The 22,079-nt window shown below is 50.7% G+C and carries 23 protein-coding genes; 1 reads left to right on the plus strand and 22 read right to left on the minus strand.

The genetic code is table 11. The features are described from left to right. Nucleotides 1–18 precede the first annotated feature (18 nt). The 8 genes from DESRU_RS11575 to DESRU_RS11615 all read right to left on the minus strand — a co-directional run bounded on the left by DESRU_RS11575 (nt 19) and on the right by DESRU_RS11615 (nt 8,102). Nucleotides 19–723: an ABC transporter ATP-binding protein gene (locus tag DESRU_RS11575; protein ID WP_013842294.1), complete on the minus strand. Its 705-nt coding sequence runs from the start codon at nt 721–723 to the stop codon at nt 19–21. Beyond that, nucleotides 723–1,490, minus strand: coding sequence for an ABC transporter ATP-binding protein (locus DESRU_RS11580; protein ID WP_013842295.1), 768 nt, complete (start codon nt 1,488–1,490; stop codon nt 723–725). Before DESRU_RS11580 ends, DESRU_RS11575 begins: the two co-directional genes overlap by 1 nt. Next, nucleotides 1,468–2,448 carry a branched-chain amino acid ABC transporter permease gene (locus DESRU_RS11585; protein ID WP_013842296.1) on the minus strand — a complete coding sequence of 327 codons (981 nt, stop codon included), beginning with the start codon at nt 2,446–2,448 and terminating at the stop codon, nt 1,468–1,470. The genes DESRU_RS11580 and DESRU_RS11585 overlap by 23 nt, the downstream gene beginning before the upstream one ends. 3 nt (nt 2,449–2,451) lie before the next feature. Then, entirely contained in the window at nt 2,452–3,333 is an 882-nt protein-coding gene (locus DESRU_RS11590; RefSeq protein ID WP_013842297.1) for a branched-chain amino acid ABC transporter permease, read from the minus strand. An 89-nt stretch (nt 3,334–3,422) separates the two neighbouring features. Then, nucleotides 3,423–4,613 (minus strand): ABC transporter substrate-binding protein, encoded by a 1,191-nt coding sequence (locus DESRU_RS11595; RefSeq protein WP_013842298.1) that lies wholly within the window; start codon nt 4,611–4,613, stop codon nt 3,423–3,425. Between the two features lie 312 nt (nt 4,614–4,925). Further along, a protein-coding gene (locus tag DESRU_RS20275; protein WP_143758727.1) for an IS3 family transposase occupies nt 4,926–6,274 on the minus strand; the annotation gives its coding sequence in 2 pieces (ribosomal slippage) (nt 4,926–5,821 and nt 5,821–6,274; 1,350 coding nt in all). 164 nt (nt 6,275–6,438) lie between these two features. Beyond that, nucleotides 6,439–7,272: an MTAP family purine nucleoside phosphorylase gene (locus DESRU_RS11610; protein WP_013842299.1), complete on the minus strand. Its 834-nt coding sequence runs from the start codon at nt 7,270–7,272 to the stop codon at nt 6,439–6,441. Between the two features lie 188 nt (nt 7,273–7,460). Then, on the minus strand, nt 7,461–8,102 hold the full coding sequence (locus tag DESRU_RS11615; RefSeq protein WP_013842300.1) for an adenylate kinase: 642 nt from the start codon (nt 8,100–8,102) through the stop codon (nt 7,461–7,463). A gap of 198 nt (nt 8,103–8,300) precedes the next feature. Between DESRU_RS11615 and DESRU_RS11620 the strand changes: the two genes are divergently transcribed. Then, nucleotides 8,301–8,540 carry a hypothetical protein gene (locus DESRU_RS11620; protein ID WP_013842301.1) on the plus strand — a complete coding sequence of 80 codons (240 nt, stop codon included), beginning with the start codon at nt 8,301–8,303 and terminating at the stop codon, nt 8,538–8,540. Between the two features lie 111 nt (nt 8,541–8,651). On the opposite strand, the gene DESRU_RS21645 is transcribed toward DESRU_RS11620, so the two are convergent. From DESRU_RS21645 to def, 14 genes are all read right to left on the minus strand, one after another. After that, entirely contained in the window at nt 8,652–8,768 is a 117-nt protein-coding gene (locus DESRU_RS21645; RefSeq protein WP_013842302.1) for an RCKP-type rubredoxin-like domain-containing protein, read from the minus strand. Nucleotides 8,769–9,035: 267 nt separating this feature from the next. Beyond that, nucleotides 9,036–9,695 (minus strand): ribulose-phosphate 3-epimerase, encoded by a 660-nt coding sequence (rpe, locus tag DESRU_RS11625; protein WP_013842303.1) that lies wholly within the window; start codon nt 9,693–9,695, stop codon nt 9,036–9,038. A 5-nt stretch (nt 9,696–9,700) separates the two neighbouring features. Continuing rightward, nucleotides 9,701–10,579 carry a ribosome small subunit-dependent GTPase A gene (gene rsgA / locus DESRU_RS11630; protein WP_013842304.1) on the minus strand — a complete coding sequence of 293 codons (879 nt, stop codon included), beginning with the start codon at nt 10,577–10,579 and terminating at the stop codon, nt 9,701–9,703. 28 nt (nt 10,580–10,607) lie between these two features. After that, nucleotides 10,608–12,479, minus strand: coding sequence for a Stk1 family PASTA domain-containing Ser/Thr kinase (pknB, locus tag DESRU_RS11635; RefSeq protein ID WP_013842305.1), 1,872 nt, complete (start codon nt 12,477–12,479; stop codon nt 10,608–10,610). A 64-nt stretch (nt 12,480–12,543) separates the two neighbouring features. After that, nucleotides 12,544–13,968, minus strand: a complete 1,425-nt coding sequence (locus DESRU_RS11640; protein ID WP_013842306.1) for a peptidoglycan D,D-transpeptidase FtsI family protein — start codon at nt 13,966–13,968, stop codon at nt 12,544–12,546. Then, nucleotides 13,952–15,280 (minus strand): FtsW/RodA/SpoVE family cell cycle protein, encoded by a 1,329-nt coding sequence (locus DESRU_RS11645; RefSeq protein WP_013842307.1) that lies wholly within the window; start codon nt 15,278–15,280, stop codon nt 13,952–13,954. Before DESRU_RS11645 ends, DESRU_RS11640 begins: the two co-directional genes overlap by 17 nt. Nucleotides 15,281–15,294: 14 nt before the next feature. Continuing rightward, nucleotides 15,295–16,014, minus strand: a complete 720-nt coding sequence (locus tag DESRU_RS11650; RefSeq protein WP_013842308.1) for a Stp1/IreP family PP2C-type Ser/Thr phosphatase — start codon at nt 16,012–16,014, stop codon at nt 15,295–15,297. Further along, entirely contained in the window at nt 15,965–16,486 is a 522-nt protein-coding gene (locus DESRU_RS11655; RefSeq protein ID WP_013842309.1) for an FHA domain-containing protein, read from the minus strand. The genes DESRU_RS11650 and DESRU_RS11655 overlap by 50 nt, the downstream gene beginning before the upstream one ends. A 1-nt stretch (nt 16,487) precedes the next feature. Further along, entirely contained in the window at nt 16,488–17,267 is a 780-nt protein-coding gene (locus tag DESRU_RS11660; protein ID WP_013842310.1) for an FhaA domain-containing protein, read from the minus strand. A 62-nt stretch (nt 17,268–17,329) separates the two neighbouring features. Then, complete coding sequence (gene rlmN, locus DESRU_RS11665; RefSeq protein ID WP_013842311.1) at nt 17,330–18,412, minus strand: dual-specificity RNA methyltransferase RlmN; 1,083 nt, start codon at nt 18,410–18,412, stop codon at nt 17,330–17,332. A gap of 2 nt (nt 18,413–18,414) precedes the next feature. Then, nucleotides 18,415–19,776 carry a 16S rRNA (cytosine(967)-C(5))-methyltransferase RsmB gene (gene rsmB, locus DESRU_RS11670; RefSeq protein ID WP_013842312.1) on the minus strand — a complete coding sequence of 454 codons (1,362 nt, stop codon included), beginning with the start codon at nt 19,774–19,776 and terminating at the stop codon, nt 18,415–18,417. Then, nucleotides 19,773–20,582 (minus strand): DUF116 domain-containing protein, encoded by an 810-nt coding sequence (locus DESRU_RS11675; RefSeq protein ID WP_013842313.1) that lies wholly within the window; start codon nt 20,580–20,582, stop codon nt 19,773–19,775. Before DESRU_RS11675 ends, rsmB begins: the two co-directional genes overlap by 4 nt. Before the next feature lie 17 nt (nt 20,583–20,599). Next, complete coding sequence (gene fmt / locus DESRU_RS11680; protein ID WP_013842314.1) at nt 20,600–21,535, minus strand: methionyl-tRNA formyltransferase; 936 nt, start codon at nt 21,533–21,535, stop codon at nt 20,600–20,602. Between the two features lie 17 nt (nt 21,536–21,552). Then, entirely contained in the window at nt 21,553–22,011 is a 459-nt protein-coding gene (gene def / locus DESRU_RS11685) for a peptide deformylase (RefSeq protein WP_013842315.1), read from the minus strand. Between the last annotated feature and the right edge of the window lie 68 nt (nt 22,012–22,079).

The following is a 22,079-nucleotide window of genomic DNA, read 5'->3' on the forward strand; positions in this document are numbered from 1 at the left end:
ATAGGCCGGTCTTTTTGATTAGCCCCCGAGATATGCTTTTTTCACTTCCGGTGATTCCAAAAGTTCCTTCGCATCCCCGGCCAAAACAATACGCCCGGTTTCAACCACATAGCCCTTGTGGGCAATGGACAAGGCCATTTTGGCATTTTGCTCAACCAGCAAAATGGTGGTTCCTTGTTCGTTCAGTTCTTTAATAATAGAGAAAATTTCCTTTACCAAAATCGGGGACAGGCCCATGGAGGGCTCATCCAGCAAAAGCAGCCTGGGCTTAGACATCAGGGCGCGTCCCATGGCCAGCATTTGCTGCTCGCCGCCGGAAAGACTGCCTGCCAATTGATTTTTTCTCTCCAGCAGTCTGGGGAACCGGGCATAAACCTTTTCCATGGATTCCGCCACTTCTTTTTTGTTTTTATTCAAAAAAGCCCCCAGCTCCAAATTCTCATAGATGGGCATATTGGCAAAAATCCTACGTCCTTCCGGTACCTGGGTCAGGCCTCTTTTTACGATCTCTTGGGTAGCCACTGCGGTAATGTCTTTGCCCTCGAAAATGACTTTGCCGCTTTTCGGCTTAATTAACCCGCAAATGGTATTCAGCGTACTGGTTTTTCCCGCTCCGTTGGCGCCAATCAGGGTGACGATTTGGCCTTGAGGCACCTCCAGGGAAATGCCTTTCAGGGCATGAATTGCACCATAATAAACCTGTATGTCTTCTACTTTTAGCATTAGGAGGCCTCCTCTCCCAGATAGGCTTCAATCACCCGCCGGTTATTTTTAATCTCATCGGGAGTTCCCACCGCAATGATTTGACCATAATCCAGCACATGAATTTTTTCGCAGACTCCCATTACCAGGGACATATCATGTTCGATCAGCAAAATGGTTAAGTCAAACTCATTACGAATCCAGCGAATCAACTCCATCAGTTCATGGGTTTCCTGGGGGTTCATGCCGGCAGCCGGTTCATCCAGCAGCAGCAGACGGGGCTGCGTGGCCATGGCCCGGGCAATCTCCAAACGGCGCTGCTCACCATAAGGAAGGTTTTTAGCCAGTTCATCGTGTTTGCTATCCAGATTAAAAATTTTCAGCAGGTCCATGGATTTTTCATACATTTCCCTTTCGCCGGCAAAAAAAACCGGCAGACGGCAGATGGCGCTCAGCAAACCGTATTTGGCATGGCTGTGATAGGCAATTTTCAGGTTATCAATCACTGTTAAATCTCCAAACAAACGAATGTTTTGGAAGGTTCTGGCCACACCCTGGTGGTTGATTTGATAGGGCTTTAATCCAACCAAACTTTTGCCCTCCAGGGTAATATCCCCGGAAGTAGGCAGATAGACCCCGGTGAGCATATTAAAAGCCGTTGTTTTACCGGCTCCGTTAGGACCAATTAAGCCGCCCAGATCGTTTTTGTTGAGTTCCAGGTTCATATCTGAAACCGCCTTCAGACCACCGAAAGATATGGATAAATTATTGACCGACAGCAGTGCCATGTGGTTTACCCTCCTTATCTTTCGATTTCTTGCTGAAAATCTTTAAGCTAAACTCCTTAGTTCCCATCAGTCCTTGAGGTCTAAAAATCATGACAATGATTAAGATTAACGCATAAATAACCAGGCGCAGGGCTGCCAATTTCTGCAGCAAGGCTGAGATAATGGTCAGGCCAATGGCCGCAATAATGGATCCGGTAATACTTCCCTGTCCGCCCAGCACCACCATGACCAGGATATCAAAGGACTTTAAAAAGTTAAAGGTATTGGGCTGGATGGTGTAAAAATAATGGGCATGCAGGCCACCTGCCAGACCGGCAAAAAGAGAACCGATGGTAAAGGCCATTACTTTATACTTGGTGGTATTAATGCCCATGGCCTCGGCGGCAATTTCATTTTCTCTGATGGATACGGTTGCCCTGCCGTGGGTTGAATTAACAAAATTTGTAATAATGATTACTGTCAAGACAGTTAACCAAAAAATCCATGTCCAGTTGGCCAATTTGGGAATGCCGGAAAGGCCATAGGCACCTCCGATATAGTCGATGTTCACAATTAAGCCACGAATGATCTCACCAAAACCAAGGGTTGCAATGGCCAGATAATCCCCCCTCAGGCGCAGGGTGGGAAGGCCCACCAGAATTCCGCAAATACCCGCCAGCAGGGCGCCAAACAGCAGAGCCACAGGAAAAGGCAGTCCGGATTTAATCGTTATCATGGCCGCGCCATAAGCACCCACCGCCATAAACCCGGCGTGGCCGATGGAAAACTGCCCGTTAAATCCGTTAATCAGGTTTAAGCTGACGGCCAGTATAATATTGATGCCAATCAATATTAAGTTCAGTTCATAAAAGGGATTTAGAAAACCGGCTGTAAGTAAGAACTGAACCAGACCCCAGACAGCGACCAAAACCAGCAAAATAGCAAAGTCTTTTTTAAAATTGCGCGCAAACATTGACATCACCTACACTTTCTCCCGGACGTTTTTACCAAACAGCCCGGCCGGCTTGACGATGAGGATAATAATCAGGATTATAAAAGCTACCGGATCGCGGTACAATGATTTACCATATCCACTGACCATTGCTTCCACGATGCCCAGCAAAAATCCACCAGTCATAGCGCCGGGGATGATGCCAATACCGCCCAGAACCGCAGCAACAAAAGCTTTAAGACCGGGCATGAGACCCATCAACGGGTTAATGGCGTTGTAATAAATGCCGACCAGCACGCCGGCAGCGGCAGCCAGTGCCGAACCAATGGCAAAGGTTGCTGAAATGGTTGTATCCACATTAATTCCCATCAACCGGGCTGCCTGTTGGTCGTGGGACACCGCCCGCATGGCCTTTCCGGTCATGGTTTTATGGACAATATACTGCAGCAGCAGCATTAAAATAATGGTTACAGCCAAAATGATGACCTGGCGGTTGGTAATGGTAAGATTGCCGAATAATTTCCAGTGCACCTCGGTTAAAACCTGGGGAAAAGTACGGACCTGAGGTGAAACGATAATCATGGTTCCATATTCTAAAAATAAAGACACGCCAATGGCCGTAATCAGCGCCGCAATTCTAGGCGCGCCACGCAGGGGTTTGTAAGCCAGTTTTTCAATGACTACGCCCAGGATGGCGCAAACCAGCATGGACATAATCAGCGCCGGCAGAAATCCCCAGCCCAGGATGGACGTGGCAAAGAAGCCCAGATAAGCGCCCACCATGTATACGTCGCCATGGGCAAAGTTGATTAATTTAACAATCCCGTAAACCATGGTATAACCCAGGGCGATCAAAGCATAAATGCTGCCCAGGGAAATGCCGTTAATTAATTGTTGTAGAAAAACTTCCAAAGAATGCCACCCCAATCAGTTGTTGTGAAATACTGCATGAGGGAGATCCTTCACCCTCATGCAGTACCCGTTGGTTATAAAACGATCTATTAGGGATTCACATAGGTTTTGTAGACTTGCTTGCCATCTTTCATTTCCAGGATGGCAGCACCCTTCACCGGGTTGTGGGATGCATCCAGGGTCAGTTTGCCGGTTACGGTCTGAACATCCTTGGAGGCAGCCAGAGCTTCCTTGATTTTCTCAGGAGTACCGTCTTCGGAACGCTTAATGGCGTCTACCAGCAGAACAGCGGCGTCGTAGCCAAGAGCGGCCATGGAATCGGGAACTTGATTATATTTGCTCTTATATTTTTCTACAAAAGCTTTCACATTGGGATCGTCCTGTTCGGAAGAGTAGTGGTTGCTGAAATAGGTGCCGTTCAGGGCTTCGCCGCCGGCAATTTCAGCCAGTTTGGGGGAATCCCAGCCGTCGCCGCCCAGGAAGGGTACGGTGATACCTAACTCACGGCCCTGCTTAACGATTTTACCAACCTGCTCGTAGTAACCGGGCAGATAAATCACATCGGGATTCATCCCTTTAATCTTGGTCAAAGTGGCTTTAAAATCTTGATCTTCAGGAACATAAGCTTCTTCCCCAACGATTTGCCCGCCTTGTTTGGTGAAGGACTCTTTAAAGAAGGCAGCCAGACCCTTGGAATAAGGGGAATTATTATCTACATAAATAACTGCTTTTTTAGCTTGCAGGTCTTTAATGGAAAAGTTTGCCATAACCGTACCCTGGAAAGGGTCGATAAAGCAGGCGCGGAATATATAATCGCGAACCTTTTGGGTATTAGGGTCTACCGTAACATCCGGGTTGGTGGCGGAACTGCTTATTACAGGGATTTTATTGTCGGTAGCCACTTGGATGTAGCCCAAAGTATTGCCGGAAGTGGTGGCGCCAAGGATGGCCACGACTTTGTCCTGGGTGATCATACGGGTAGCCACGTTGGCAGCCTCGGTGGCATCGGATTTATTATCATAGTCAACAAATTTGATCTGCTTGTTCAATACGCCGCCGGCGGCGTTTACTTCATCAAAATACAGTTTGGCGCCGTTAACAGCAGCCGTACCAAAGGTGGCCACGTTACCGCTTAATTCAAAATTACCGCCAACAACAATCTCATTGGCGTTCGCGGCTTTGTTTTCTTCCCCGCCTCCGCTACCGCCACAACCGGAGACCAGGCCAACCAACAGAACCAGCGCTGCCAGCAAGGCAACAAGACGGACGTTCTTTTTCATTGTCATCCTCCTCATTTTCTCATGAAAAAAATAATAGTTCCCTTCCTTCCCACCTGTCAGTCCTTTGACCACCTCCCAACGATTGTTTAATGTAAAGTTGATTAAAAATTTCTACGAAACAACATATTCCACAATCCGCCGAAAAATCCTTCCCTGCCAAAATAAAATGTTAGTTTTTTATAATAATTTATTTTTCATTTCATTGTTCAATTTATTGACAATGTTCTCTGCATGCGAACTTTTGTCCGCAAATAAAAAACCCCAAGACCCATTTCTAAAGGTTGAACTGAACCCGAAATGTTGGACAGATAATTAAGCAACTCTGGAGGACTGGATCCTGTATTGAACAGGACTCAGTCCTTTCAGTTTGCACTTAATCCTTTGATTATTATAGTAATCTATGTAATCTTCGAGCTCCTTTCGGAAATGTTCTACTGAATCGAAGTCTTGAAGATAGAGTAATTCTGATTTTAAAAGACCAAAAAAGTTCTCCATTACTGAATTATCTAAGCAGTTACCCTTGCGTGACATGCTCTGGATAATTCCTTTTTTGTTAAGCCTATTTTGATAGTTTCTCATCTGGTACTGCCAGCCCTGATCTGAATGGAAGATAAGGTTTGTGTTGTCAGGAATCTTTGAGAATGCCTTATCCAGCATATCTATTATCTGATGGAAGGTCGGCCTGTCTGATATGTTGTAGCTGATGATTTCTCCGTTAAATAAATCAAGGATCGGAGAGAGGTACAGCTTTGTTCCAAATAGGGAGAACTCAGTAATGTCAGTAACCCATTTCTGATTCGGTTTATCTGCCTTGAAATCACGTTGCAGAATATTGGGGGCTACTTTACCCAACTTTTTTTTATAGGCGCGATACTTGCGTATTCGCACCTGGCACTTGATGTTGCATTGCCCCATCAGCTTTAAGACCGTCTTATGGTTAATACGGTACCCTCTATTATGCAGTTCAAGGGTGATTCTCCGGTAGCCGTATCTGCCTTTATGAGCGTGGTATATTTCTTGGATTACAGCTTTGATTTCTTCGTATTTATCAGGCCTGTCCATAGCTTTTAGATAGTAGTAGAAGGTACTCCGGGGCAGGCTGGCAAACTTGAGTAATGCCATCAGGTTAAATTCCTGCCTTAGTTCGTTGATGGCAGCCGCTTTTTCCCACTTTCGCGGGCGATTCTTTCCTGAACTAAGGCATTTAATTTTTTTAGGTAAGCATTCTCCATGCGTAACTGAGCATTTTCAGCTTCCAGCTCTTGCTCTCTAGTCAGATTCCGCTTAAGTTTCTCAGATTTCTTTGGCATTTTAGGGGGCCTGCCTTTCTTGGTGGCTTGCAGACCTGCCGAACCCATTTCTAAATATCGCTTTTCCCATTGATACAGAGTACCTTCGTTAGGAATTTCTAATTCGGCAGCTGCTTGTCTATAGGATAAGTGATGCTGCCAGCGATATTCAATAGCGGAGATCTTAAATTCTTGTGAGTAATGCTGTTTTTTTAATAACAGTTGTTCAATACCACCATGTTCATAAATTGAAACCCATCGCTGTAAGTTCTTTTTGGGAATACCATGTGCTCTTGCTACAACAGTTATGGATTGTCCTGATTCGACTTCCATTACAAGCCTAAGCTGAAACTCATCGCTGTATTTTGTCATTAGAAAAGTGCACCTCCAAGTGTTAGTTTTTTTCTCCAACATTTGGGGTGCACTTCAGGTCTTGGGGTTTTTTTATTGATTCGCTTCTTGCTTTAACCCAACAAATTAAGCCATCCTTGTCTCGTTTCAGGATTACAAAGGCGGTCCTGTCAATATTTTACACACTAATCCTCTTTCTGTTTTAGCAGGGTTGGTTTCCGGAGCTGGGCACAGGGACACTCCTCCCGGATGCCGATCCTGGCCAGAGCGCTCAAAAGGATATTGCCGATTCTCTGGGATTCACCATAAAAAATCTCGGCCAGTTCCCGGTGTTCCCAATCTTTTACCACTCCCTCGGCATAATTGACCACCATATCGATGCGGGCATAGCAGGCCCCAATCTCCCTGGACAGATACACCTCTGGACACATGCTCTGTCCTACAATATCCGCCCCTGCCCTGGACAGCATGGCGACTTCCGCCGGGCTTTCAAAGTGACGCCCGTCTGTAACCGCATAAATCCCCCGGTCAAAAACCCGGCCCAAGGCCGTTTCTTCCGCTGCGGTGACCAATTCCGAGACCATGTCCGGGCATACCGGGCGACGCATGGTCAAGAGATAAGGACTGCCCAGGGAAACATCCTTACGTAAGGAAAAATCCAAATAGTCGCTGGGCACCAGCAGGTCTCTGGGTTTTAGCAGATGATTGATGGAGCCAACCCCGCCCTCGGCCATGATTTTTTTTACCCCGGCTTCCCGAAAAACCCAAAAAATCTGTCTGGAAGCATCCGCACGGCTGAATCCTTCACGCCATCCGTGCATCTTCAGAGTCAATACTCTTTTTTCACCCAGCAAAAACAGTTTAAATGCGGGACTGGGTCCGTAAGGGGTGGCAAAGACCAACTCCTGTCCCAGAACCTCCACATCCGGGTGGCTTAAATCCTCGGGAAAGGAAATGGAAAAGGTGGACGATCCGCCAATAATGGCATAATCCGCATAGGGTATGGTTTTATCAGTCATATTTTCCTCTCTGCTTTCATGTTTAAAATTAATCCTGTAAAAGAATAAAACACGGATTTTTAAATCTTTAAATAAAATCCGCGTAAATCCGTGTCATCCGTTCAATCGGTGTTCTATTATTTTTTAGAAAGTAAAGGGCTGCGCATCCCGAACCTTTTGGGGTTCTTTTTGCATCAGCCCTTTAGGATTTATTTTACAGCCGCCATAATATCAGCCAGTACTTTATTGATCTCCTGATCGCCGTCGATGCTCTTTAGAATCCCTTTCGCGGCATAGTAATCAATCAGGGGCTGGGTCTTTTCAATGTAGGCGTTCAGACGGGTGCCAACGGATTCCTCGTTGTCGTCGGTACGCTGGTATAATTCGCCCGGGCAGGAGTTACACTTGCCTTCTGCCTGAGGGGGATTAAACAGCACGTGGTAGGAAGCGCCACAGGCTTTGCAAACCCGGCGGCCGGTTAAACGGGCCATCAGCTTGTCCAGGGGAACTTCAATATTAATGACGCTATCCAGCTTGATACCCATGTCCTGCAGGGTTGCATCCAAAGCGGCAGCCTGCTCTACAGTACGGGGAAAACCATCCAGCAGAAAACCTTTCTGACAGTCGGGCTGGGACAAACGATCTTTCACCATACCGATGACCACTTCATCGGGAACCAGAGCGCCCTTGTCCATGTATTCTTTTGCTTTTTTGCCCATTTCGGTGCCTTCTTTAATGGCGGCACGGAACATATCGCCGGTGGAAATATGGGTAATGCTTAATTCCTTTACCAGAACTTCAGCCTGGGTCCCTTTACCTGCACCAGGGGGTCCCATAATTAGTAGATTCACAACTATCCCTCCTGCATTTTATAGTGGGCTCGTCCCTTAATAATTGTATATTATATCACAAACTTTTCAGACGGTGTATAAGCAAATCTAAAAAATGTTTCTCCTGGAATAACTTTCAGCCAGGGGTTATAATAAAGAAAACTTTATCAAGATTTATCCTTTAACAGTTAGAAAGCAAGACGAAAGGACGTGTTACAGATGACCGTTGACGTGGACAAATTTATTCAGGAGCATCAGGATGAAATCATGACGCTGGTAAACCACAGCTTAAACCGGGCCGGCGATATTGTAGCCCAAAAAGTACGATCCGGTGAAGTGGGCGCCACCCTTCAGGACGTGCTGCCCATCATGCTTTATGAAATATTGATCACAAACACTGTAGCCACCCTGCGCCTAACCGCCGATATGCTGAATAAAGCTGCGGAAGAAAGTCATTAGGTTTGCTATTGGCTGTCGGTTCATCGGCTATCGGATTTTTTAATACAAAAATACTGTCAATCCCTTAAAACCCAAAGCCGATGACTGACAGCCGGACTTCACCAAATAACCTTAAGCCTTTGCTTCGTCCTTCACAAAATCTTCTTTGGTCGCCCCACAGGCACATTTCTGCGGACGACAGCGTCCCTCTTTGGTTGAACCGCATTTTTGGCATTTCCAAAGGGCCATCTCGGTCACCTCCTTTTAACCTATGACGATATTCTTTGGGGCTCTTTCGCCTATCGGGTATTCCTTTGAGGTCCTGTTGTTCGCCTTAAAGGCATTCCCCGGGGTCCCGTTATTTGTTTTCACGCAGTACTCCGCAATCTTTGTGGGTTGTGCTTTGGAGCAGTGCCCCGATACGAACGACGGGACCCTTAAGAAACACCCTTGAGGCGAACAACGGGACCCTCGAGGAATACCCCAAAGGCTAGACCCCCAAGGAATCCCCCAAGCCTAGCCCCGCTCCGCCGCCCTGCGAATATCCTCCATCGCTTGAGCCGGATCATCCGCTCTGAAGATGGCGGACCCCGCTACCAGAACGCCGGCTCCGGCCCGGGCTACCTGTCCGGCGGTTTCCTTATTGATGCCGCCGTCCACCTCGATTTCCACAGACAAGCCCCGTTCTTGAATCATCCGGGACAGGCTTTCAATCTTGGGAACCACTTCCGGAATAAACTTTTGTCCGCCAAATCCGGGATTCACCGTCATGATTAGAACCAGGTCCAGCATAGGTAAAACATATTCTAAAGCTTCTAAGGGGGTATGGGGATTTAAAGAAACCCCCGCCTTGATTCCCATTTCCTTTATCTGACTTACGCAGCGGTGCAGGTGGGTACAGGCCTCGGCATGTACGCAAATCAGATCCGCACCGGCCTGAACAAAATCCGCAAGGTAACGATCCGGATTTTCAATCATTAGATGCACGTCAAAAAACATTTTGCTATGGGGGCGCAGGGCCCGGACAACCAATGGCCCGATGGTAATATTGGGTACAAAATGTCCGTCCATCACATCAATATGCAGATAGTCCGCACCGGCCCGTTCCACCATTGCCACCGACCGTGCCAAATTGGCAAAATCTGCTGAAAGAATTGATGGGGCAATTTTAACCATAAAATTTAGTATCTCCTCTCTTGCTGCATAACCTCTTGTAAGAAGGATAGGTAATTTTGGTACCGTTCTTTATGGATTGCTCCCTGTTCCACCGCCTTTTTTACCCCGCACTGGGGCTCCTGGTTATGCAAACATCCTTTAAATTTACAATCCTCCGTAAAATTCTCCATCTCGGGAAAATAGCGGCTGAGCTCCTCCCGTTCCATTTCAGGCAGATCAAGACTGGAAAAACCCGGGCTGTCTACCACGTAACCCCCTGAGGGCAGAACCAGCAGCTCCACATGCCGGGTTGTATGCTTGCCTCTTTTTAACTTATGGCTAATCTCCCCGGTTTTTAACTGCCATCCCGGCTGCACCGCATTCAGCAGGCTGGATTTGCCCACTCCCGAAGGACCGGCAAAAACCGAAGTGCTGCCCGTGAGCAGTTGACGCAGGGCTTCAACGCCTTCCCCGGTTTTGCTGCTGGCGGTTACGGTGGGATAGCCAATCCTGCGGTACAGCTTTAACCAGTGGTGTTCCCTCCGCCCGCTGAGCAAGTCGATCTTGTTTAAACAAATCAGCGGTTGGATGCCGGCGCTTTCGGCCAGCACCAGGAAACGGTCCAACAGAGTAAGGTTGGGCTCGGGATTCTGCACCGCAAAAACCAGGACCGCCTGCTCCACATTGGCCACCGCCGGACGAAACAGCTCGGTGGCTCTGGGCAGAACTTCATCAATACGTCCGGTTTTTTCCCGTACAGGAGTTACTTTGACCCGGTCTCCCACCAGGGCTGCCGCGTTTTTTCCCAGGCGAAACTTGCCCCTCAGGGAACATTCCCAGATTTCCTCGCCTTTTTTCACATAGTAAAATCCTCCGTAGGCCTTGATCAAGACCCCTTCAAACACATTATCCTCTCCTCGGACGGACGGAACTTTATTGAATGGCTTGGTTTTTCACAAGGGTGCCGTCAATATATACTCTTACATAGCCCTTGCCATAATAGCGAAATTTCTCGGACACATAGTCCCCGGGCGAATGGGTTTTAACATACACATCGTTGACGCCCTGAGCGTCTTCAATTTGAATTTTAACCTGATGGCTGCGGCCGTCATCAGGCACCTTCACCTCTATGTCAACATCCCTGGCGGCCGGCCCCGGACCGGCACTTAAAGTCACTTTGACCTTGCTGCCCTGCTCCACCTCGGCTTCCGGGACGGGATCCTGGGAAACAACATGACCGGTCAGGTAATCATTGCTTGGGACCTGACCAATCTCTTCATGCAGCTCCAATCCCTGTTCGGCCAGCTTCGCCCTGGCCGCTTCCTGGGTCAGGCCGGTCAAATCAGGTACTTTTTTCACTTCGGGCTTAGGCCCTTTACTGAGACGCAGCTCCACGGTGCTGCCGCGTCCTGCCTTGCTTTTGCCCTTGGGTTCCTGAACAGCGACATTCCCCGCTTCCACCGTCTCACTGTAAACTGCTTCCAGCTCAACCACTTCAAACTGTTCATTTTCCAAGGTGATCTTGGCCTGATCTAAGGGAAAGCCGAGAACATCCGGAACCACCGTCAATTCCGGACCGGTGCTGACCAACAGCGACACCTGGCGGCTCTTCTTGACAATCTGGTTGGCGCCGGGGTCCTGGGAGATAACCATATCTTTTTCAACGGTATTGTGGGCCTGCTTGGTCACCACAATGTTGGTCAAACCGGCCTGCTTCAAGGTTTCCTGGGCATCGTCAACGTCCATGCCCGCTACCGGAGGAACCTTAACCTCTCCTACATTTAAATAGGAATTAAAAGCAAAGGCCAAACCCAGGATCAGGACCAGCACCAGCAGGGCCAGCAGCCCTTTGGCTGCGGGCGTCATCTTTCGTCGGCTCCCTGCGGCGGCTTCCGCAGGCCGTGCAGGTTTCTCCTCTTTTATGGCAGTGGGAAGGGGTAATATCCTGGTCATTTCGTCTTCTGCTTGAAAAAAAGGTTTCAGAGATCTGGTTTCCTCGCTGATGGAGATTAAGTCGTCTCCCAGGGCCCTGGCACTTTTATGCCGTCTTTCGGGAATTTTATCCATGGCCCGCAGAACAACCTTCTCTAAATCTTCCGGAATTTCGGGATTAATCTCCCGCAGAGAAGGAGGCTGCTCCTGGATATGCTTCATGGCCACGCCAATGGCGCCGTCTCCCTGATAGGGCACTTGGCCGGTAAGCATCTCGAAAAGGGCCACTCCCAGGGAGTAAATATCCGATTTAGGGCCGGCCGGCTCTCCCTTGGCCTGTTCCGGTGAGATGTAATGGACAGAACCGACAATGGCATCCGTATGGGTGACCGTGGCCGCGCTGGCCTGGGCAATGCCGAAATCGGTCAGTTTGGCCCGGCCGCTCCGGGTGATCAATATATTATGAGGCTTTACATCCCGGTGAATAATGCTGTTCTCATGGGCATGTTCCAGGGCTTCGGCAATCTGACGCCCCAGTTGCGCCGCCCTGGCGGGCGACAAGGGGGCTTCCCGCCGGATCAGGTCCTTTAAGCTCTCCCCATCCACATACTCCATTACCAGGTAATGGGCGCCGTTTTCTTGTCCGACATCGTATATGCTGACGATATTGGGGTGGGACAAGCTGGCCACCGCCTGGGCTTCTCGGCGAAACCGGCGAACAAAGTCCTCGTCACTGGCATATTCGGGCCTCAATACCTTAATGGTGACCAGCCTGTTCAGAAAGGTATCCTTCCCCTTCCAAACCAGGGCCATCCCTCCGCCACCCAATTGTTCCAGTATTTCATAACGGTTGCCCAGTAGTTTGCCAATCATCTCTGTCTCACTCCTCTTACTACTGCCTTAAAAGCCTCTCAGGTTTCAACGATTATGGGATATACTATCTTGACTTCAGGGCCGCGGCCATGACTTCCCTGGCAATAGGAGCCGCCACCACAGCACCGGAACCTGCTTTTTCAACCACCACGGCCAGGGCAATGCTTGGCTGGTCTGCGGGAGCAAAACCAACAAACCAGGCATGGGGCAGGCTGTTGGGATCCTTCTCGGATTTGGTCTCCGCCGTACCGGTCTTCCCTGCCACTTTAACTCCCGGGATAGCGGCAGCCGTAGCGGTACCCCACTCCACAGAGGAAATCATACCCTGGGTAATCTGTGCGGCCACTTCCGGCGTGGTGGCCCTTAACCACTGGGCCGGTTCCATAGACCGGACCGGCGTTCCATCGGGTTTTCGAACCGCTTGGACCAGATAGGGCTTCATGATCATCCCCTGATGGGCAATGGCTGAACCCACCATGGCCATGTGCAGGGGGCTGATCAGGGTATCGCCCTGCCCGAAGGAGGTCTCCGCCAACTGACTTTGCGTCTGCCGCTTTGCAGCCGCCAGCGTTCCCGCCCGCACCGGAAGGCCAATCTCCGGCGCAGCAGTAAGCCCAAAGCGGTCCGCCTGTTCCAGAAAACCCTTCCACCCCAGTTTCATTCCTCCCTGAGCAAAATAGGTGTTGCAGGAAAGGGCCAGGGCTTTATTAAAATCCACCGTACCGTGGGCCCGGTTATCCACCATTTTATAACCATCCACAATGGTATAGCCGGGGCACTGGATGGTATCCTGGGGCTGTATCTTCTGCTGCTCCAGCAAACCCGCTCCGGTCACCAGCTTAATCACCGACCCCGGCGCATAAGCCCCCTGGGCGGCCCGGTTTAACAAAGGAGCGTTAAGTTCGTCCCCGTTTAGCTGATCCCAGACCTTGGCGTCGCCAATGGCGTTGGTATTATAAGCAGGGGAACTGACCATGGCCAGAATGGACCCGTCTCTGGGGTCCAGAGCCACCACCGCCCCTTTTCTTCCCTTTAAGGCTTCCAGGGCCACCTTTTGCAGGGTGGCGTCCAGGGTTAACACCAGATCATTCCCCCGGGGGGTGCGGTTCAGAATTTTATCCAATAAATTTTCAATGGCATCGGCATCGGTAAGACCCAGCAATTCCTTGCCATAGCTGGCCTCCAGGCCGGCAGACCCGTAGCGGTCTGAAACATAGCCAATCACCTGGGCAAAGGGGGAAACCGTTCCTTCCATGCGATATACCCGCTTGCCCTGATGACCGTCCCACTGGGTTTCCGCCAGAACGGTTCCCTGCCGGTCAAAAATGGTTCCCCGGATGATGGCTGCCTCCCGCGCGGCCAAACGGCGGTTTTGGGGATGCGTGGCCAAGGCTTCTCCCTGCTGTACCACCACATAGGATAAATATAAAATTAAGATCACAAAGATGGATACTAAAAAATATCCCAATTGTTTAATATTGTTTTTCATTTCCTTGGTTTACCTCGTGGGAAATGTTCAGCAGCAACCCCAGCACCACCAGATTGGCCACCAGAGAACTTCCACCGTAGCTGATAAAGGGCAGGGTTACTCCGGTCATGGGCAGTAATTTAATTACCCCGGCAATAATAATAAAGGTTTGCAGTCCCATTAAAGCGGTAAATCCGGCAGCCAGCAGCGCGGAAAAATCATTGCCGGCCCAGAGGGCAATCATTAAACCCCGGAACACCAGGCACATGTAAAGGATCACAATCCCGCAGGCTCCCAGCAGCCCCAATTCCTCCCCAATGGCGGAAAAAATAAAATCCGTGTGTACGGCGGGAATCAACTGGGGCAGCCCCTGCCCCAGACCGCTGCCAAAAATCCCCCCGGAACCTAAGGCAAATAAGGATTGTACAATTTGGTAGCCCTTGCCGCCCATCAGGGGCCAGGGATTCAGCCAGATATCCACCCGGGCCTGCACGTGATCAAAAATATGATAGGCCGCCGTTCCTCCCAGAAAGAACAGCAGTAAACCCACCAGTACATAAAATATTCTTGCGGTGGCCGCATAAATCATGGCCAGAAAGGTGCAAAAATAAATCAGCGCGGTGCCCAAATCCTTCTGAAAGACCAGAATCAGCAGGGAAACCCCCCACATGGCCACCAAAGGTCCCAATTCGCGAATACCCGGAAGATTAATCCCCAGCAGTTGATGGCTGCCGGTGGTGAGCATTCTTCGGTTTTCTGCCAGGAAACTGGCCAAAAAAAGTACCAGCAGTACTTTAACAAATTCCGAGGGCTGCATTTGAAAGGCCCCCAGGTCTAACCAGCTTCTGGCCCCGTACTGTTCGTTGCCGAAAAAAATGGGTAGGATCAGTAAAACCACGCCGGCGGCCACATAAATATATTTGTAGTCAGCCAACTCGTCTAATTTCCTGAATACGGTGGTGACCAGCAGCAGCGCCAACAATCCGATTAACAGCCAGGCAAATTGCCGCTCGGCATATTGCGGCCGCAACCGGAACAAAAAGACCAGTCCGGAAGCGGTCAAAGCCGCAGTGATGGGCATCAGGAAAGGATCGCATTGAAAGCCTGCCAGACGCCAGAAAAGGCTGATCAACCAAAAAGCCACCATGGTGCCCAGGCTCAGTAAAATCACAAACCACCAGAAGGGCAAGGAGGCTCCGCTGTTCAAAGCCAGTTCATAGGTGCCGCTGTTCAGTTCCGGATCGCCCAGGTAAAGGGCCAGCACCCCAACAGCCAGATAGGCCGCAACATAGTACAGCAGCTTTCGCTCTTCCTTGCGCAAGTTTGCGTTCAACCGCAGCACCTCCGTTAATCGTCCACCCGGACCAGCACCATGGATATATTGTCCAAGCCTCCGCGCCCCAGGGCTTCCTGCATCAGACGGTTCAGAGCCTGATCCAGGTCCCGCTGCCCCAGAATGAGGTCTTTTATTTCATCGGGCGTCAAGTGGTTGCTCAGGCCGTCTGTACAAAAAAGAATCAGATCTCCCGGCAGCAGCTTTACCCGGTACAGGTCAAATTCCGCCAGGGGCGCCGTGCCCAGGGCCCGGGTCAAAATATTGCGCTGGGGGTGATTTTGGGCCTGGTCCCGGGTAATTCCCCCCCGCCGGAGCATTTCACCCACCAGGGAGTGATCGTCGGTAATTTGTTCCATAACCTGATTGCGAATCAGGTAAGCTCGGGAATCGCCAATATGGGCAACGATCATTTCGTGATCGAAAAACAAACCTGCGGTCAGAGTTGTCCCCATTCCCTTATACGCTTCGTTTTCCAAAGCTAAACGGTATACTCTTAAATTTACTTCTGCCAGACTTCTTAACAAGCCCTCGGCCACATCGTTCCATTGATGAAGGTTTTCTTTTAAAATTTCCTGAAAGTAATTCAGCGCGGTGATGCTGGCAACCTCCCCGGCCTGGTGGCCTCCCATGCCATCGGCAACGGCAAAAAGACCAATTTCCGGGCAGGCGCACAGACTATCCTCATTGGTAGCCCTTACTCGTCCCACATCCGTCATCTGACTCCATTTCATAGGCCCACCTCACAAACCGAAAGATTACATCGCCAATACGAATTCTGTCTCCATTGGCCAGCACTGTTGGACGCTTTACCTGAACTTCATTCAGCCAGGTATCGTTTAAACTTCCCAAATCTTCCAGCCAATATTGTCCCTGCCGGAAAAGAATATGGGCATGGTCCTGGGAGGCATAGCTTCCCGTAAAAACAATATGATTTCCCGGCCCCCGTCCCAGCCGGGTCACATTACCCAGGGGAAAGGCTTCACCGGTCCGGATCATTTCCTCTCCGGAAGCCACCACCTTTAACTGAGCCCCGTCACCCCCGCTTAAAACAGGCGGCGAAGGCGGCAGGACGGACGGCCTCTGGGGTTCCCGCAAGGCCCCCTGCCTCAGTTCTTGAATCATACTGGCGGTCAGCCGGAATATAAACAGGTAAAGTAATATTAAAAAAAGATATCTTAAAATGGTAATGCCCAGGGCTAACACATCAAAACTCCTTAAAGATCAATACGGTATTGCCCATGGTTATCGCATCCCCGGAGGTAAGTTCATGCTTCTCAATGGGCAATCCGTTAACAAAAGTGCCGTTGGTGCTGTTCAAATCGCTGATCCAATAACGTCCCGCGTTTTTTTCAATCTGGGCGTGGCGCCGGGAAATACTGTTGTCGGATAATACGATGTCACAGGTATCCCTGCGCCCCAGAATATTGCGGAAGTCGCCCAGGGGAAATTCCACACCTGTGTCATTCCCTTCCTCCACATAAAGAGAAGCGGAAGTACCGGCGGTTAGCTTGGGAATGGGCGCGGTGTCCCGCAGAGGTTGATAATTTTTGGTATCCTGAAAATCATCCTCTGCCTCTGTCCCCTGTGGTATTCCCATTTCTTCCATTTCCGATACGCTGAAGTCACTTTCAATGGAGATATCCCCCGGTTCCAGGCCTTCCCCCTCGGCAAAATGAATTTGCGGCCGTCCAACCGGGGTGAACTTCTTTTCCTCCGCTTTTTGCACCAGATAGTCGGACATTTCACTGGCTAACAAGGGAGCCATGGGAACAATGATTTTATAGTCCGAGGGATGCAGGGAAACGGTGTACCGGTTTGGCACATAGATGTTGGAAACACTTACCCTGCGTTTGTCCCGCATAGCCCGTGCCAGTTTTTTCGCAATGTCCGTAGGCTGCACTTTGGCATCGGAACTAACCTTGTCCTTGAAAAAACCCTCAATGTACTTTTCTAAGCTGTCTTCCAAGCCGGAAAATAATCGCACGGAAATCACCTCCACATGGACTGGGAGAGGTGAGAAGTTAGAGGTAGGATGAAGGGGTAAAATTAACTTTTTTCTTCCAACCTCTCACGTCTCACTTCTCGACTCTCAAATCTGCGTCTCAGTTGTCCGCAGGCGGCATCAATATCGGCTCCTAATTCCCGGCGAACCGTCACATTCAGTCCACCCCGTTCCAAAATAGAGCGAAAGGCCTCCACCTTTTCCGCCGGTGTTCTTGTAAATCCCCGGCCTTCTACGGGATTGGCAGGAATCACATTCACATGGCACAACATTCCCTGCAGCAGCTTCAACAGTTGCCGCGCCTGTTCCGGCCCGTCGTTTACGCCGGCCAGCAAGGCGTATTCAAAGGTAATCCGTCTGCCGGTCATGCCGATATACTCCCGGCAGGCCGTCAGCAATTCTTGGATGGGATAGCGGCGGTTCATGGGCACCAGACGGTTGCGAAGTTCATCCGTAGGGGCATGGAGGGATATCGCCAGGGTGATGGGCAATTTTTTCCGGGCCAGTTCCCTTAACTGCGGCACCAGTCCGCAGGTGGACAGGGTAATATGGCGATAACCGATATTTAAACCGTAAGGAGCATGGACGTTCTCCAAAAATTTCAGCACCGCGGCAAAGTTATCCAAAGGCTCCCCGGCCCCCATGATCACAATATGGCTGACCCGTTCCCCGGAGTCCTGTTGAATGCCCAAAACCTGATCGTAGATCTCACCCGGGGAAAGGTTCCGTACCAATCCCTCCAGGGTGGAAGCACAAAACTGACAGCCCATCCGGCAACCCACCTGGGTGGAAACACAGGCTGAATGCCCATAGGAGTGTTTCATTAACACGCTTTCCACCGCATGACCGTCTTCCAGGCCGAATAGATATTTAACGGTATCTCCCCGGCGAGAGACCTGACGGGCTAGGCCGGTTGTCCCGCTGATGACCGCCACTTCGGCCAGTTTGGCCCGCAGTTCCTTGGAAAGGTTGGTCATTTCAGCAAAGGAACGGGCTCCACCGGCCAAAACCCACCGGCACACCTGCTCCGCCCGAAAAGGCTTTTCCCCCAATCCCTGCAGCAATTCCTTCATCTCTGCCAGCGTTAGGTCTCTCAGGTTTATTTTAAGGTTGCTACTTCTACACATTTTTACTCAAATCCTTTTTTTCGCAGGCGAGCGATAAAAAACCCGTCCGTCCCATGAATATGCGGCAGCAGTTGCAGGTAACCCTTCTCCGCCGTTGGTTCTTGGTCCAGCCCGGGGGGCAGCACCTGTCGCAGGTCACCCATAATAAATTCAGGGTTGCCGGCCAGGAAGTCCTCCACCACCCCCAGGTTCTCTTCCCGGGTGATGGTGCAAGTGCTGTAAATCAACACCCCGCCGGGCCGCAGGCACCTGCCCGCTGCCTGCAGAATATCCTTCTGCAGCCGGACCACCCCGGGCAATTGGCAGGGGTCCCTTCGCCAGCGGGAATCCGGCCTGCGGCGCAGCACTCCCAGGCCGGAGCAGGGGGCATCCACCAGTACGTAATCGGCCCAACCGGAATATTTTTGCGGCAAATCTCTGGCATCCGCCACCAGGCCATGAATGGAGGTAATCCCCAGCCGGACGCAGTTTTCTTTAATCAGTTCCAGCTTGTGGGAATGAATGTCCACCGCGATAATTTCTCCGGAGTCGCCCATGAGTTGAGCCACATGGGTGGTTTTCCCCCCGGGAGCGGAGGCCACATCCAGCACCTTGGCCCCGGAAGCGGGATTTAAGGCGTGGGCCACCAGCATGGAACTCTCGTCCTGAACCTGAAACAGCCCTTCCTTAAAGGAATCTAAAGAACGATAGGATAAAAATCCGTTGATATGCAAACCCTCGGGCACATATTGCGATTCCCGGGCCTCCACCCCTTCCTCTGCCAGGCGGCGGATCAGATCCGGCCGGGTTATTTTCAACGTGTTGGTCCGTATGGTATTCAAGGCCGGCCGGTTATTGGCCTGACAAAGGGCTACGGTTTGTTCAAAGCCGAATTCCTTTAGCCATCTTTCCACCAGCCAAGTAGGGTGAGAATGCTTCAGGGCGATATAATTCACCGGGTCGGTCTCGGGGTCCGGGTAGTCTAAATCGTTCTGCTGCCGGGCGATATTGCGCAATACCCCGTTAACAAATTTGGCCGCACCGGCATGACCGTATTTCTTGGCCAGTTCTACGGATTCATTGCAGGCAGCGGAGTCCGGGACCCTGGGCATAAACAGGATCTGGTAGGTGCCCATCCTTAAAATGTTACGTATCCAGGCGGTCTGGGCCGCCAGGGGCTGCTTTAAAAAATGAGCCAAGACCCAGTCAATGGTGTTTAAATTACGCAGCACGCCATAGGTTATTTCCGTAGCAAAAGCACGATCCAATTTGCCGGGCTGATACCGCTCCATCCATTTGTTCAGAGCCAGATTGGCATAAGCCCCTTCTTCTTCAACGGCTTTTAATATTTGTAAGGCCAATTCCCTGGCGGTAATATTTTTCAACTTGACTCCCCTTCTCCTTTCCCGTCACTTTTACCCTGGAGAAAAAACTCAATGGCTTTGCCCACCCCATCCGCCGATACCCGGGTATTAAAACAAGGGCCGAAAGGACGTTCATTTAACACTCCCAGGACCGGAATGGGGCTGCAATCCTGGATGCCGCTGGCCAAATCTCGCTCACAGGCAATGGCCACAATGGCTTTGGGGCGGTACTCTTTGACATGCTTCCGGGCCAGGGTCCCGCCGGTGGCTACTCCCACCCGGACGCCATAGCGGTCCCGGAGTTCCAGCAGGCTGCTAATGGCACATTTTCCGCAGCGCCGGCAGTTATTAATATCATGGGTCACTTTATGAGAACAACTGGTTTCCTGAAGGCAGTGGGGAGCCAATAATAAAATCTGCTCCGGTCGAAGATGAATGGGACTGGTGCGAACCAGTTCGTTATTGACTTCAATAAAGGAGTATTTAATTTTATCCACATCAATCTTAAAAATCCTGCCCAGACCGATGGCAAAGGGAAACAGGGTGGCGATGGCCACCCTCATCAGAGGCTGCAGGGGTTTGATGGTTTGGGCCAACCAGATGGTTAGCACAATGCCGCCCAGGCCAAAGCCCACCAGCAGGATGGCCAGGATAATCAAGGAAACCACACCGATGAGCACCACCTGATGAAACAGGGTGATGGGGTGGTAGATCAGATACCATACCGTAAAGACCAGCAGCCCTACAATAACCAGACTGGCTGCCAGTAAACCCAGAAACAATCTTTTACGAACCTGGGGAGTTTGTGCTTGTGTCGGAGAAATCAACGACCTTCAATCCCTTCTTAACTTCCAAAAACAGTACCCGGTAAAATGGGTTTCCCTCTTAAAAAGGCCTGGGCCTCCATTTTCTTGCTTCCCTGAAGCTGCAGCTCTTTGATCAGTACCACTCCGTCCCCGGTTTGTACCAGTATTCCCTCGGACCCGGAAGCTAACACCGTGCCGGGACTTTCCTTCTTTCCCGCCGCTTCCGCCACCACTGTGCGCCAAATTTTTAATACCCGGCCTTCCCAGGTGGTATAGGCCCCCGGCCAGGGGTTCATGCCCCGGACGTGATTATGAACTTCCCGGGCGGTCCGGTTCCAATGGATGAACTCATGCTCCTTGTGCAGCATGGGAGCGTAGGTAGCCAAAGCAGGGTCCTGGGATACTCTCGGCGCCTGGTTTCGTTCCAGTTGCTCCAGGGTCTCCACCAGCAATGCGGCGCCCGTTTGAGCCAGTTGATCATGGATCAGACCCACGGTGTCTTCGGGGGCGATGGCGATCCTGCGCTTTAAAATCATGTCGCCGGTGTCCATTCCCTCATCCATAAACATGGTGGTCACACCGGTTTCCACTTCCCCGTTGATCACCGACCAGTGGATGGGGGCCGCCCCCCGATAACGGGGCAATAAGGAAGCATGAACATTGATGCAGCCAAGAGGGGGTAATTTTAGCAAGGAAGGAGGCAAAATTTTACCGTAAGCCACCACCACAATACACTGGGGGGCCAATTCCTGCATCTTTTGCAAAAAGTCTTCTGTTTTTATGCTGGGAGGCTGCCAAAGAGGCAAATTCATCCTTTGGGCGGCAGCCTTTACAGGGGTTGGCTGAACCTGTTTGCCCCTGCCCCTGGGTTTGTCCGGCTGGGTAATAACCCCCACCACCTGATGACCGGCTTGGACAATGGCCTTCAGGCAGGGCACCGCAAAATCCGGGGTTCCCATATATACAATGCGCATGATTGGATCACCTTACCCTATTGTTCCACTTTACGTAAATTTTGAGCCTTATCAACAAAAACGATCCCTTCCAGGTGATCCAGCTCATGCTGGAATACCCTGGCCAGTAAACCCCGGACGCGGTAAGTAACCTCTTTCCCTTTACGGTTTAACCCCTTCAGGACAATCCGCTCGGCCCTGGCCACTTCACCCACCATACCGGGTACCGAGAGGCAGCCCTCGGTATCCACCGCTTTTCCGGCAGCCTCTAGGATTTGAGGATTGATCAATTCAATCAAGCCCTCGCCGATGTCCACCACAATCACCCTTTTGGAAACCCCGATTTGGGGCGCGGCCAGGCCAACCCCTTTGGCGGCATACAGGGTGTCCGCCATATTATCCAGCAGTTTCAGAATATTGGGCGTTATCTCCTTAACGGGTTTCGCTTTCTCTCTTAGCACCTCATCGCCAATCGCCACAACTTGATAAACAGCCAATGGAAAAATCCTCCTAGCTTTGGGGTAGTTTTTTTAGGTCTCGTTGCTAGACTTACAAGCATTGTTTG

It is taken from the genome of Desulforamulus ruminis DSM 2154 (assembly GCF_000215085.1).
Lineage (GTDB): Bacteria > Bacillota > Desulfotomaculia > Desulfotomaculales > Desulfotomaculaceae > Desulfotomaculum > Desulfotomaculum ruminis.